The organism is Citrobacter sp. FP75 (assembly GCF_018342065.1).
GTDB lineage: Bacteria > Pseudomonadota > Gammaproteobacteria > Enterobacterales > Enterobacteriaceae > Citrobacter.
Genome location: NZ_JAFDOE010000005.1, coordinates 62,240 through 76,479 on the forward strand (window position 1 = coordinate 62,240; position 14,240 = coordinate 76,479).

13 protein-coding genes are annotated in these 14,240 nt (G+C 52.8%); 12 read left to right on the forward strand and 1 reads right to left on the reverse strand.

What is annotated here, in order from left to right:
• Positions 1-66: 66 nt before the first annotated feature.
• Positions 67-2,496, reverse strand: coding sequence for an ATP-dependent helicase HrpB (gene hrpB / locus JQ822_RS17145; protein WP_213134466.1), 2,430 nt, complete (start codon positions 2,494-2,496; stop codon positions 67-69).
• 73 nt (positions 2,497-2,569) lie between these two features.
• On the opposite strand from hrpB, the gene thpR reads away from it, so the two are divergent.
• From thpR to JQ822_RS17205, 12 genes are all read left to right on the forward strand, one after another.
• Positions 2,570-3,100, forward strand: a complete 531-nt coding sequence (thpR, locus tag JQ822_RS17150; protein WP_213134467.1) for an RNA 2',3'-cyclic phosphodiesterase — start codon at positions 2,570-2,572, stop codon at positions 3,098-3,100.
• Positions 3,101-3,115: 15 nt separating this feature from the next.
• Entirely contained in the window at positions 3,116-3,820 is a 705-nt protein-coding gene (gene sfsA, locus JQ822_RS17155) for a DNA/RNA nuclease SfsA (protein WP_213134468.1), read from the forward strand.
• Positions 3,821-3,997: 177 nt separating this feature from the next.
• Positions 3,998-4,453, forward strand: coding sequence for an RNA polymerase-binding protein DksA (gene dksA, locus JQ822_RS17160; protein ID WP_003018625.1), 456 nt, complete (start codon positions 3,998-4,000; stop codon positions 4,451-4,453).
• Between the two features lie 70 nt (positions 4,454-4,523).
• Positions 4,524-5,420, forward strand: coding sequence for a tRNA glutamyl-Q(34) synthetase GluQRS (gene gluQRS, locus JQ822_RS17165; RefSeq protein ID WP_213134469.1), 897 nt, complete (start codon positions 4,524-4,526; stop codon positions 5,418-5,420).
• 71 nt (positions 5,421-5,491) lie between these two features.
• On the forward strand, positions 5,492-6,886 hold the full coding sequence (gene pcnB / locus JQ822_RS17170; RefSeq protein ID WP_213134674.1) for a polynucleotide adenylyltransferase PcnB: 1,395 nt from the start codon (positions 5,492-5,494) through the stop codon (positions 6,884-6,886).
• Positions 6,883-7,359: a 2-amino-4-hydroxy-6-hydroxymethyldihydropteridine diphosphokinase gene (gene folK / locus JQ822_RS17175; protein ID WP_213134470.1), complete on the forward strand. Its 477-nt coding sequence runs from the start codon at positions 6,883-6,885 to the stop codon at positions 7,357-7,359. Before pcnB ends, folK begins: the two co-directional genes overlap by 4 nt.
• A gap of 598 nt (positions 7,360-7,957) precedes the next feature.
• Positions 7,958-8,545, forward strand: coding sequence for a fimbrial protein (locus tag JQ822_RS17180; protein WP_213134471.1), 588 nt, complete (start codon positions 7,958-7,960; stop codon positions 8,543-8,545).
• A gap of 465 nt (positions 8,546-9,010) precedes the next feature.
• Complete coding sequence (locus JQ822_RS17185) at positions 9,011-9,595, forward strand: fimbrial protein (RefSeq protein ID WP_213134472.1); 585 nt, start codon at positions 9,011-9,013, stop codon at positions 9,593-9,595.
• Positions 9,596-9,674: 79 nt separating this feature from the next.
• Positions 9,675-10,409 (forward strand): fimbrial chaperone, encoded by a 735-nt coding sequence (locus tag JQ822_RS17190; protein ID WP_446715016.1) that lies wholly within the window; start codon positions 9,675-9,677, stop codon positions 10,407-10,409.
• Positions 10,410-10,440: 31 nt separating this feature from the next.
• The gene (locus JQ822_RS17195; RefSeq protein WP_213134474.1) at positions 10,441-13,041 is read left to right on the forward strand and encodes an outer membrane usher protein; all 2,601 of its coding nucleotides are present in this window, start codon (positions 10,441-10,443) and stop codon (positions 13,039-13,041) included.
• A 16-nt stretch (positions 13,042-13,057) separates the two neighbouring features.
• Positions 13,058-13,630 carry a fimbrial protein gene (locus JQ822_RS17200; protein WP_213134475.1) on the forward strand — a complete coding sequence of 191 codons (573 nt, stop codon included), beginning with the start codon at positions 13,058-13,060 and terminating at the stop codon, positions 13,628-13,630.
• A gap of 16 nt (positions 13,631-13,646) precedes the next feature.
• A complete protein-coding gene (locus JQ822_RS17205) occupies positions 13,647-14,237 on the forward strand; it encodes a fimbrial protein (RefSeq protein WP_244848988.1) in 591 nt (196 codons plus the stop codon).
• The last annotated feature ends 3 nt before the right edge of the window (positions 14,238-14,240 follow it).

Sequence of the window (14,240 nt, forward strand, 5' to 3'; positions counted from 1 at the left end):
ACATTCAGGCGCAAAGGCCCGATTCTCTGTTCTTCCGTCAGACGACAGAAGAAGAAATCTCTCAATTTATGAATACTTTTTGGTGCGCCGCGTGGGCGCGGTATTCGCCGGGTCGTCCGGCCAGACATGTTTGGGATAACGCCCTTTCATCTCTTTTTGCACTTCGCGATATGACCCTTGCCAAAAGGCGCTTAAATCACGCGTAATTTGTAGCGGTCGCTGGGCCGGTGACAGCAGCTCCAGCACCAACGGGACGCGTCCCTGGGCGATGGTCGGCGTATTCGCTTCGCCAAACATTTCCTGCATTCTGACCGCCAATGCCGGGGGATTATCCTCGTGATAGCGAATGGCTATCCGGCTTCCCGTCGGCACAGTGTAATGCGCAGGAAGCTCACTATCCAGACGTTGCAGCATCGACCAGTCCAGTAATCCACGCAACGCCTGGCCTACATTTAATGCTTTTAACGCGCGTAAAGAGTGCACTCCGCTCATATGCGGCAGCAGCCAGCTCTCCAGCGTCGCCAGCAGAGAATCCTCATCTACCGCGGGCCAGTCGTACTCAGGCAACCAGTTTGCCGCACAGTGCAAACGCAGCCGAAACTGCTCGGCCTCTGGCGTCCAGTTGAGCACACTTAACCCTTTGTCGCGAATACCATTCAACATCGCCAGGTGCAATTCCTCTTCCGAGGGTTTGGCCAATGGCTGTATTTTTACCGTCAACTGGCCGATACGCGACCGACGCAACGCCTTTAACGTTCCCTGGGTTTCATCCCATTCGATGGTGTCGGACTGTTGCAGCAGTTCAGGACACGTCTGCATCAACGCTTCAATATCCAGCGGCAACGCGAACAAAATACGCGCATCCGGTGATGCGCTGCCCTGCAGTAACAGCGGTGCTATCAGCCATTCATGGCGTCCAAGGGCGTCATCGGCATCCAGCATCGCACCCATACCGTTGGCCAGTTGATAGCGCCCTTCTTGTCCACGTCGACGGGCGATCCGATCGGCAAACGCCTGCGCCAGCAACGGGGTAAGCAGCGCGCTGTTGGGCTGCCCGCTGCGAACGTTAAGCCGTTTCAGCAATTGTTGACTGCGCTGCTGCCAGGCGGGCTGATTTCGTGAAAACGCGACGGCCAAATCGGTGCTGCCCCCACGCGGCGGCTCTTCCAGAATTGCGGCCAGTTTTGCCGCCGATGCGGCTTCATCGTCATTGTTGGTGCTAACCAGCATAGCCGCTAAACGGGGATCGTTACCCAATGCCGCCATTTTCTGCCCTGTGGCGCTGAGCCTGTCGTCCTCAAGCGCGCCCAGCATCTGCAACAGCCGTTTTGCCGCCAGCACGTTGATAGCGGGCGGCGTATCCAGCCAGTTCAACTGCGCGGGATCGGTGCATCCCCATTGCAGCAGCTCCATCAGTAGTCCGGACAGATCGCTCTGTAATATCTCAGGCTCTCCCTGCGCCGCCGCTCTTTCCGCTTGCTCTTTAGCAAGCAAATGTAGGCAGATACCTGGCTCCAGACGCCCGGCACGTCCAGCACGCTGGGTCATTGAGGCCTGGCTGATGCGCTGGGTAATCAGTCGCGTCAAACCGGTGCGTGCATCATAACGCGCCACTCGCTCCTGGGCGCAGTCAACCACCAACCGGATGCCTTCAATCGTTAAGCTGGTTTCGGCAATATTGGTCGCCAGCACCACTTTGCGCTTACCTTGCGGCGCGGGCAAAATCGCCTGACGCTGCTCAGCCAGCGTCAACGCGCCGTACAACGGGCATAACACTACATCGCCGCCCACACGCGACGCCAGCTGTTCCTGCACGCGCAGGATTTCCCCCACGCCCGGTAAAAACAGCAGCAGCGACCCGCCTTCGTGGCGCAGGAGTTCCGCCGTCGCTATCGCCACCGCTTCATCAAAACGCAGATGCGCCGCCAACGGCTGGTACCGCCGCTCAACGGGAAATGCGCGGCCTTCAGAAACGATCGTCGGCGCATCGGGCAACATCTGCTGCAAACGTCCATTGTCCAAAGTGGCGGACATAATCAACAGTTTCAGATCATCACGCAGCCCTTGCTGCACATCCAATAATAGCGCCAGCGCCAGGTCGGCCTGTAAACTCCGCTCGTGAAATTCGTCAAGGATCACCAACCCAACGCCCGCCAGCTCAGGATCGCGCTGGATCATGCGCGTCAGGACGCCCTCCGTCACCACCTCAAGGCGGGTCTGCGGCCCTACGCAGCTTTGCGCACGCATCCGGTAACCGACAGTCTCACCAGGCTTTTCATTCAGCAATTCCGCTAATCGTTGCGCCACGTTACGCGCTGCCAGACGCCGTGGCTCCAGCAAAATAATGCGTCCCCTGATGCCGCGATGTTCAAGAAGTCGCAACGGCAGCCAGGTCGATTTTCCGGCACCGGTCGGCGCCGTCAGCAGAACCTGCGACGAGGCATCAAGGGCGGTAAGCAGTTCAGGCACTACGGCGGCAACGGGCAACGACGTCACAAATGGCTCCAGAGGGTTAACATTCTTCGCGCTGCATTGTAGCATCGTGTTAATTCATAACCGAGTATCCATCATGACTGAGCCAAAAAGGCTGTTCTTTGCGATTGAATTGCCTGGCGAGGTTCGGGAGCAGCTCATCCACTGGCGGGTCGCGCAGTTTCCCCCTGAGGCAGGTCGCCCCGTCGCCGCCGATAATCTGCATCTGACGCTGGCCTTCTTAGGCGACGTTAGCGCTGAGAAGCAGCAAGCGCTATCACAGTTAGCCGGACGTATTCGCCAGCCGGGTTTTACGCTCAAACTCGATGATGCCGGACAATGGCTGCGCTCGCGGGTCGTGTGGCTGGGAATGCGACAGCCGCCGCGCGGGCTGCTGCAGTTGGCGAATATGCTGCGGGCACAAGCCGCGCGCAGCGGGTGTTACCAAAGCCCACAGCCGTTTCACCCACATATCACGCTGCTGCGCGATGCGGGTCATGCGGTATCTATCCCCGCACCGGGCTTTGGCTGGTCGTTTCCGGTCACGGAGTTTGCGCTGTATTCCTCTTCATTCGTACGAGGACGCACGCGTTACACGCCGCTGCAACGTTGGACGCTGACTGAATAATCAAAGGAACTGTTGATGCAATTTTCTCCACCTTTACAACCTGCAACGCTCATCCTGCGCTATAAGCGTTTTTTAGCGGATGTGATAACACCAGATGGCACAACGTTAACGCTACATTGCCCCAATACGGGAGCGATGACCGGCTGCGCAATGCCAGGAGATACTGTCTGGTATTCGACATCAGAAAATACTAAACGCAAATACCCCAATACCTGGGAATTAACACAAACACAAAAGGGTGCTTTTATTTGTGTTAACACACTGTGGGCCAACAGATTAACGAAAGAAGCTATTCAGAATGAGCTTATTTCGGAAGTTTCAGGCTACAGTGCCTTGAAAAGTGAAGTAAAATACGGCGCAGAGGGGAGTCGTATCGACTTTTTGTTGCAGGCGGATTCCCGACCTGACTGCTATATTGAAGTGAAATCAGTCACGTTGGCGGAAAATGATCAGGGTTATTTTCCCGATGCCATCACTGAACGAGGTCAAAAACATCTTCGGGAATTGATGAGCGTAGCGGCGGAAGGCAAGCGTGCGGTGATATTTTTTGCGGTGCTGCATTCAGCCATTACACGGTTTTCACCCGCGCGCCATATCGATGTAAAATATGCGCAATTATTAGTTGAAGCACAGCTTAAGGGGGTAGAAATTCTGGTTTATAAAGCGGAACTTTCTGCCCATGGTATGACTCTTAAAGAGCCGTTGCCCATTACCTTGTAATGGTGTAAACATTTGGTTAATTAGTATTCTGGGCGCGTGGGCAAATACGCTTTTCCTCACAGGGTTGTCAAGTGTTACGTATAGATAATTGCTATCCGGAAAAGCATCTGCTATTTATAGCGACCTGATTTTTCCCCCGAACATGGGGATCGATAGTGCGTGTTAAGGAGAAGCAACATGCAAGAAGGGCAAAACCGTAAAACATCGTCCCTGAGTATTCTCGCCATCGCTGGGGTGGAGCCGTACCAGGAGAAACCGGGCGAAGAGTATATGAACGAAGCCCAGCTGTCGCACTTCAGGCGTATTCTTGAGGCATGGCGTAATCAACTTAGGGATGAAGTTGATCGCACCGTATCTCATATGCAAGACGAAGCGGCTAACTTCCCTGATCCGGTGGACCGCGCCGCGCAGGAAGAAGAATTCAGCCTTGAGCTGCGTAACCGTGATCGTGAGCGCAAACTGATCAAAAAGATCGAGAAGACGCTGAAGAAAGTAGAAGACGAAGATTTCGGCTACTGCGAATCATGCGGCGTAGAAATAGGTATTCGCCGTCTGGAAGCGCGTCCGACAGCCGATCTGTGCATCGACTGTAAAACGCTGGCAGAAATCCGCGAAAAACAAATGGCAGGTTAATTCCGGTCGTTTTTACCACGTTTACTCCAGGCGGGAGCTTCTCCCGCCTTATCATTTGTTAGCCCGCAAAATGAGTGATTCACACTATATTGGCCGCTTCGCCCCTTCCCCCTCTGGCGAGCTACATTTCGGTTCACTGATTGCCGCCCTCGGGAGTTACCTGCAGGCCCGTGCTCGTCACGGAATCTGGCGCGTACGCATTGAAGATATTGACCCCCCTCGTGAAGTTCCCGGTGCTGCAGACACAATTCTGCGTCAGCTGGAACATTACGGACTGCACTGGGACGGCGATATTTTATGGCAATCCCAACGTCATGACGCTTACCGCGAGGCGCTTGCCTGGCTGCATCAGCAGGATCTGAGCTATTACTGCACCTGCACCCGGGCGCGAATTCAAAGCGTCGGCGGTATTTACGATGGCCACTGCCGTGAGTTACGTCATGGGCCAGCGCAGGCGGCGGTACGCATTAAACAGCGCCATCCGGTACTGCAATTCACCGACCAACTGCGCGGTGTGATTCAGGCTGACCCGCATCTCGCAAGGGAAGATTTTATCATCCACCGCCGTGACGGGCTGTTTGCCTATAATCTCGCAGTAGTGGTGGACGACCATTTTCAGGGCGTAACGGAAATTGTGCGCGGTGCCGATCTTATCGAACCGACGGTACGGCAAATTTCGTTGTATCAACAGTTCGGCTGGCAAGCGCCTGACTATGTTCATCTGCCGCTGGCGCTTAATGAACAAGGCGCTAAACTTTCCAAGCAGAATCATGCGCCTGCGCTGCCCAATGGCGATCCACGTCCGGTTCTGATTGATGCATTACGCTTTTTGGGGCAGCCCAATAATAACGAATGGCGGGATATGTCAGTGGCACAACTCCTGCAATTTGCCGTGGCTAACTGGGATCTCACCAGGGTACCAGAACAGGTAAGCATAAATCCGGCATTCTCAAATGCCTCATGCTGAGCTATGATTAGCCGCGATTTTTACACAGCAACACTTGTCTTTAGTGAAGTTTGACACTACCGAGGTGCACTATTTTTACCCGAGTCGCTAATTTTTGCCGCAAGGTGCTAAGCCGCGAGGAGCGCGAGGCCGAGCTTGCCGTCGCCCGTCCACATATGACGGTAATCCCGCGTGAGCAGCACTCTATCTCCCGCAAAGATATCAGTGAAAATGCCCTGAAGGTAATGTACAGGCTTAATAAGGCCGGATACGAGGCATGGCTGGTAGGCGGTGGCGTACGCGATCTTTTGCTGGGCAAAAAGCCGAAAGATTTTGATGTCACCACCAATGCCACGCCGGATCAGGTGCGAAAACTGTTTCGTAACTGTCGCCTGGTTGGGCGTCGATTCCGTCTGGCCCATGTCATGTTTGGCCCGGAAATTATCGAAGTCGCGACTTTTCGTGGACACCATGAAGGCAGTGAGTCCGATCGCACCACGTCACAGCGCGGGCAAAACGGTATGCTGCTGCGCGACAACATCTTCGGCTCCATCGAAGAAGATGCTCAGCGCCGCGACTTCACGATTAACAGCCTGTATTACAGCGTGGCCGATTTCACCGTGCGTGATTACGTCGGTGGCATGCAGGATCTCGAAGATGGCGTCATCCGCCTGATCGGTAATCCGGAAACGCGCTACCGCGAAGATCCTGTACGTATGCTGCGTGCCGTGCGCTTTGCCGCCAAGCTCGACATGCGTATCAGCCCGGAAACCGCAGAGCCGATCCCGCGTCTGGCCACGCTGCTTAACGATATCCCCCCCGCACGCCTGTTTGAAGAAGCGCTTAAACTGTTACAGGCGGGCTATGGATTTGAAACCTATAAAAAACTGCGTGAGTACAGCCTGTTCCAGCCGCTGTTCCCGACCATCACGCGCTATTTCACCGAAGACGGTGACAGCCCGATGGAACGCATCATTGCCCAGGTGCTGAAGAATACCGATAACCGCATCAACAATGATATGCGCGTTAACCCGGCGTTCTTGTTCGCCGCCATGTTCTGGTATCCGCTACTGGAAGCCGCGCAGAAAATCGCGCAGGAGAGCGGCCTGGCCTACTACGACGCTTTCGCACTGGCGATGAACGACGTGCTGGACGAGGCCTGCCGCTCGCTGGCTATTCCTAAGCGGCTGACCTCGTTGACCCGCGATATCTGGCAACTTCAGTTACGCATGTCCCGTCGTCAGGGCAAACGCGCCTGGAAGCTGATGGAGCATCCAAAATTCCGCGCTGCCTACGACCTACTGGCCCTGCGCGCCGAAGTGGAACACAACGCCGAGCTGCAGCGTCTGGCGCAGTGGTGGAGTGAATTCCAGGTTTCCGCGCCGCCGGAACAAAAAGGCATGCTGAACGAACTCGACGAAGAACCGGAACGCCGTCGCCATCGTCGCCCGCGTAAACGCGCCCCGCGTCGCGAAGGTTCCGCGTGACCCTCGTTTATATTGCGCTCGGCAGCAATTTAGCCTCACCTCTGGAGCAGGTTAATGCTGCCGTGCAAGCGATCGGCGACATTCCCCACAGCCGTATCGTTGCCGTTTCCTCGTTTTACCGCACCCCGCCATTAGGCCCGCAGGATCAGCCCGATTACCTGAACGCCGCCGTGGCGCTGCAAACCACTCTCGCTGCCGAAGAATTGCTCAATCATACCCAACGTATTGAGTTGCAGCAGGGACGTGTACGTAAAGCCGAACGCTGGGGGCCACGCACGCTGGACCTCGACATTATGCTGTTTGGCGATGAAGTGATTAACACCGAGCGTCTGACCGTGCCGCATTACGACATGAAAAACCGCGGCTTTATGCTGTGGCCACTGTTTGAGATTGCGCCCGAGCTGCACTTCCCCGATGGACAACCGCTGGCAGAATGCTTGCGTCAGTTGCCTCCCCGCCCCGCCCTCTGGTAAACCGCCCCAGTATCACCCCATCCAGGAATAAATCAGAAATATAATGCACAGCCCAGACTCACCGTATGGGCGTTGTCTTGATCATGCAGAAAAAGAGGGCAATATAAATCACAATAAAGATATCTAAAGTCATATTAAATCACATCCGACCCTTTTAATTCACACCATAGAAATAATTTGAAATTATTTCACATGATATTTTTTAAATTCAATATTTAAAAAAACTAAAACAATAAAATTCATCAATATCGAAAATACATTACATAAAAACCGTTCAATACATTCGCTATTTCCGATCAATCGAACACACCAATTCATTCATCAAACAACCTATATATCGCAAAGAAAAACTCAAATCATTATACTATTCCACTTCATCAAGGATAATTCATAATCAAAACCAATAACACGCCCACAATTTTTTTATCGGAGAGATAAAACAGCAAAATACAATAACCAATAAAAATGAATGAATTATTTTTATTTGCCAGGTGAATTTTACAAACCCACAGAATATCAGGTTTAATGCCCCTGAATTAAAATAACACTTTGTTACAACTCTAACGTTTCATTAGCCCTTCTTTATAAGGATATTTTTGTGAAGAAAAAAATTATCGCTCTGTCCGTCGCCTGCTCAGCCGTACTGCTCTCTTCCTCAGCCTTCGCGATCGATGGCGGTCAGATCGATTTTGCCGGTCTGGTCAGCGACAATACCTGCATCCCGAGCGTTAACGGTGGAAGCCAGGACGGACAGGTTCAGTTGAATACTGCAAAGGTGAGTGATCTTTCTACGAATCTCGGCGTACAACCGACTGCAGTCGGCGTGCAACCAGAGTCGTTCTATATCACCGTGAACTGTGGCTCCGGCAACACCAATACGAACGCCAACCTGAGCATGTCTTCTACCTTCTTCAGCAACAGCAGCGGTACGCTGAATAACGACGACTCCATCACTACCCCGGCCACAGGCGTTAACCTGGCGATCCACGAAGTTGATAACTCTGGCGAGACGCAGTCCTTCTCGCAGGTGAAAATCAATGATGCCAGCGATGTTCACACGCAGGGATTTGGTACTGACGGCATAGCGAAATTCAACTTCGTTGTCTCCTACGTCAAGCAACCTGCTGTCTCAGTGACGGCAGGCTATGTGAAATCGAATACCGCATATACCCTTACATACAATTAATAAAAGTACTCAGGGAGTTATTTTACTCGGTGAAGTAACTCCTTTTCTCTGCACTACAAAAGAGATGCAATTGATATTCAATAACAAGTTACGATTTGCTTTAAGATTTAATTCAATATCATTTTATTAAATATAATAATTGACGAAACAAATACTCAAGAAGAACATATAACGCAAAAAGCATTAATAAAAGAAATGTAAAAACCAAAAACAATAAATATGACAAATTAAATGTGTTCATCTTATGCAAAAGAAAAGATTCCATACCAGAAAAGCATCATTTTTGTAAGTCTATATGCGCTGACAGCAGACAGCAGACAGCAATAACTGGAAAAACCATAACATTTAATTTATGAATGCAATGAATTGAAATATCAATGTGCGCTATTTTCACATCTTAAGGATATTCCATATAATCGCTATTGCTAGAACTAATGTTTATTTTTTTAACAAGGATATTTCAATATGAAATTAAAGTTAATTGCGCTTTCTCTCGTTCTGTCTGCAGCATCTACCTCAGCGTTTGCCATTGACGGCGGCCAGGTAGATTTCGCCGGTCTGGTCAGCGATAACACCTGTGTACCGCACGTTAACGGCGGCAGCCAGGACGGTCAGGTTCAGTTGAACACGGCCAAAATAGCAGAAGTGAGTGCCGATGGGGGCGTTCAACCGAACAGCGCTGGCGTACAGCCAGAGTCATTCTATATTACCGTAGACTGTGGCGCAGGTAACCTCAATCAGAAGGCTCAACTCAGCATGGCTTCTACGTTCTTCAGTAACAGCAACGGCACGCTGAATAACGACGACTCCATCAGTAACCCGGCTACCGGCGTTAACCTTGCTATCCACGCGGTCGATGCTTCCTCTGACACACTGGCGTATAAGCAGGTGAAAGTGAATGATCCTGCTGATATCCATGAATCGTCTTTTGGCACTGACGGTATTGCCAAATTCAACTTCGTTGTTTCCTATGTCAAACAGTCCGGCGCAGTGCCAGTGACCGCAGGCTACGTGAAATCTAATACAGCGTACACCCTGACCTATAACTAATAGCTAAGGCTTTATGGGGGAGCATTGTTCAACAACGCTCCCCCCAAATAATCTCCATGGAGGAATAACAATGACCAGGATGCGTCGTTCTCTTTTAGTTGCCCTGTCAACCCTCGCCGCATTTTCAGCTATTCAACCTGCGATGGCCGATATTGTCCTTTCTGGCACCCGTATCATCTATAAAGAGGCGCAAAAGGACGTCTCTATTCGTCTGGAAAATAAAGGTTCCCGCCCCGCGCTGGTACAAAGCTGGCTGGACGATGGCGACCAGAATGCCGACCCGAGCACCATCAATGTGCCTTTTAACGCCACGCCGCCGGTTTCCCGCATCGAACCGGGCCGTGGGCAGACGGTCAAATTTACCTACACCGGCAGCCGCTCGTTACCTAAAGATCGCGAAAGCATTTACTGGTTTAACGTGCTGGAAGTCCCACCGAAAATGAAAGATGAAGACGTTAAAGAGAAAAATATTCTCCAGCTGGCGTTCCGCACGCGCATAAAAATGTTTTATCGCCCCGAAGGTCTGGAAGGCACAGCCACAGAAGCGCCACAGAAACTACAGTGGCGGATGCAGCAAAAAGCGGGGAAACCGGTCATCCATGTTATTAACCCTACCGGTTATTTCGTTTCATTTAACAAAGTTGAGGCCGTCGTCGGCGGGCGAAAATATACCGTTTCCGCTTCCATGGTCGCACCAAAAGGCGAATCTGATTTCACTATTTCTGGGTTAACCGGTACCCCAGCCAAAACCAGCATTAATTATATTGCTATTAGCGACTTTGGCGGTGCCATTAACGGCAAGGTGGATATTTAACACATTTACATCAATATTTTCGGATGCCCCCATGAAACAGTCGTCAACACCATTCAGGATCAAATCCCTGACCCGTTTTATTGCTTTTACCCTCTTGTCAGGCAGTATTTCTGCGTGGGCTGAAAATGAAACGCTAGAGTTTGACAGCTCGTTTTTGATGGGGCCAGGCTCCAGTGACGTCGACCTCAATCGCTATTCCAACGGTAATGTGATTTCACCAGGCCGCTACGACGCTAGCGCTTACGTTAATAACGACCTGGTCACCACGCTGAAGGTTGAATTTATTGAAGTCCAAAAAGGAATAACGCAGGCCTGTATTACGCCAAAAATATTAAGTCAATTACATATCCGTATGCCCGAAGACCTTCCTGAAAACGCGATACTGCTCCAGCGGGAAGATAATGCGGACAGCTGTCTTAACCTCACGCTGGCGATCCCTCAATCTTCCGTCCACTTCGACGGCGGCGACCAACGACTGGACGTGGGCGTACCGCAAATATGGGTGCAAAAAGGCTTCGCCAACTATGTTGATCCCTCGTTGTGGGACGATGGCGTTCCGGCCGCCATGCTGTCTTACAACCTCAGCGCCTGGAAAAGCCAGAACGACTACGGCAACGATGATAGCGTGTATGCCGGTTTTAACGGCGGTGTTAACCTTGGCGCGTGGCATTTCCGCGCGCAGGGTAACTACTCGTGGCAGAAAGACGGCAGCAGCGAGATTGAATATCAGAACCGCTACGTTCAGCGGGATATCGCCGCGCTGCGCTCTCAACTGATACTCGGTGAATCCAGCACCAGCGGCGACAGCTTCGATACCGTCAGCCTGCGCGGCATGCGTCTGTACAGTGAATCACAGATGCTGCCGCCGCAGCTCGCCAGCTATGCGCCAACGATCCGCGGCGTCGCCAAAAGCAACGCGAAGGTGACCATCACGCAAAACGGCTACAAAATCTACGAAACCACGGTGCCGCCGGGACCGTTTTCGATTGACGATCTTTCACCGTCCGGCTACGGCGCCGACCTGGAAGTCACCGTTACCGAAGCCGATGGCTCGAAGCATACCTTTAGCCAGGCCTTCTCGTCGCTGGTGCAAATGATGCACCCCGGTGTCGGCAGTTGGGATATCAGCGTCGGCCAGGTCAACGACGACAGCCTGCATGACGAACCCGGCCTCGCGCAGGGGACATTTTACTACGGCTTTAACAGCACCTTTACTGGCTTTAGCGGCATTCAGGCCACCGACAATGGCTATTTAGCCGGGCTGCTGGGCGTGGGCATGAATACCCTCGTCGGCGCCATTTCGTTTGACGTGACGCAATCACAGGCCGAGATCCCTGACGATAAAACCTACAGTGGCCAGAGCTACCGTGTGTCGTGGAATAAATTCTTCGCGCCTACCGACACCTCGCTGAACATCGCGGCCTATCGCTACTCCACCAAAGAGTATTTGGGCCTCAGCGACGCGCTGAGCATTATTGACGATGCCAGGTACAGCACCAGCGATAACGCTCACGGCATGAACAACTACTCGCGGATGAAAAACCAGTTCACCATCAGTCTCAACCAGAGCCTGAAGGACGAGGATATCAACTACGGGTCGCTTTACCTCACCGGCAGTTGGGCCGATTACTGGGTCACCAATGATTCGCGTAGCAGCTTCTCCGCCGGTTACAGCAATAGCATCGGCTGGGCCAGCTACAGTATCAACCTGCAGCGCACCTACGATGAAGATAACAAACGCGATGACTCGGTCTACCTCAGCGTCACAGTTCCGCTGGATAAACTGCTGGGCAACGACCACGACAGCGGCGGCTTCCGCACCCTGAACAGCAGCATCAGCAGCGATTTCAAAGGCAGCAACCAGTTCAACACTAGCGCCAGCGGCTACAGCGCCGATAACCGCTGGAACTATAGCGTGAGCACCGCGTACAACATGGAAAAAGAGGGCAAAAACCTCTCAACCCTTAGCTCTTACGTCAGCTACGATTCCAGCTACGGCAATATCGCCGCCTCGGCGTCGGCCAGCAACGACAGCTCGCGCCAGTATTCCTTAAATACCGACGGCGGCTTTGTGCTGCACAGCGGCGGCTTAACCTTCAGTAACCAGAGCTTTGGCGACAGCGACACGCTGGTATTGATCGACGCCCCCGGCGCGCAGGGCGCACGTATTGACTACGGCAACAGCACCGTTGACCGCTTTGGCTATGGTATTGGCAATTCGCTAACGCCGTACCGGGAAAATATTATCTCACTTGATATCAACGAACTGGATAACGACGTTGAGATGAAAAGCACCAGCGCCACCGTGATCCCGCGTCGCGGCGCGGTTGTGGTGAGCAAATTCGAAACCGATCAGGGTAGATCCGCCATTCTCAATCTGGTCCGTAGCGATCGCCAGCCGGTGCCGTTCACCGCAGAAGTGTATGACCTGAATAATAATTTGCTGGGTACCGTAGGCCAGGGTAGTCAGGCTTTCGTGCGCGGTATTAGTGACAGTGGCGAGCTTGACGTTCGCTGGAGCATGAAGGGCCAGACCCAACGCTGCCGTTTGCACTATCAGGTGACAACAGGCAACGAAAAGAAAATGGACAAAACCATCGTGTTAGGCGCCGTGCCGTGCCAAATGCAATAGATTACGAGGATAAAGAATGACAATACACCGCGTAGTCCACTGGCTGACGCTCTCTGCTGCGCTACTGACACCACCGGGCTTTGCCGCCTCACAGGGGTTAAGCCTGGATTTCACCGCCGTGATTGAAGAGACCACCTGCGTGATGAAAGTCAGCAGTCTGAATAATACTGCGGTCAGCGGCAGCGGAACACAATATGCGCTCACCATTCCGAATATCGGTATCGCCGAGCTACTTAACGTAACCGCCAGCACCGAGGGCAGCTTCAAGATTCTGCCCACGGAGTGTAACAATGAAATTTCCTCAATCAGGATGTCCATTCAGGGCACCACGCTGTCGAATACCGCCTACATGCTGCAAAACACGCTAACCAGCGGCAACGCCGAAAACGTCGCGCTGGGGTTTAAACCACACGGTACGGACGACGGCAGTCGCCTGAAACTTGATGGCACAACAAAAACCAACTGGAGCCAAAGCCAAATTGCAGATGGTATGGATTTGGACGCCTTTTTCCGTCGCGCCAGTTCTTCAAAAGAACCAACGCCGGGCGATTTTCAGGCCAAAGCGACCTTTACGTTTACCTATGAATAGCAGAGAGGCTGCATTGATGCGATATCTGTTACCGCTGTGTACCGCGCTGGCGGTGTTCCTGACCACGGTGTCTGTCCGGGCGGGCGTCAACTCGCTGGAGCTGACGGTTTCCACCACCATTACGCCATCAACGTGCCTGGCGACTCTGCGTGACGACAGCGGCACGGCCAATGCGGTCGTAGATATTGGCGACGTCTACATTCCGCAGATCGTCAATAAGAGCAAATCGCGCGCCTTCTCGTTAGTGTTCAGCGATTGTATTGGGTTGGCTAAAAAACAGGCGACCGTCACCCTGACGGCCAAAACCGGCTGCGATGGTATCTCCGGCGGCGGTAACGGGTTTCGCAACGCTCTCAACGGTAGCGATGACGCCGCTGGCGTCTCGGCTGAAATCTGGACCACGTCCGAGCCGGAAAGCAGCGGCAGCAGGCAACTGAGCTGTGCCAGCCCCGTACAACAACTGATCGACCTGGCGCCGATGAGCGATGACACCACCCTTGTCTGGCCGCTCAGCACCCGCATCGTGCTGGCCTCCGGCAACACGATCGCAGATTTACACACCGGCGCCTTTTCCTCTCAGGGCCTGTTCACCATTAGCTATGAGTAAATT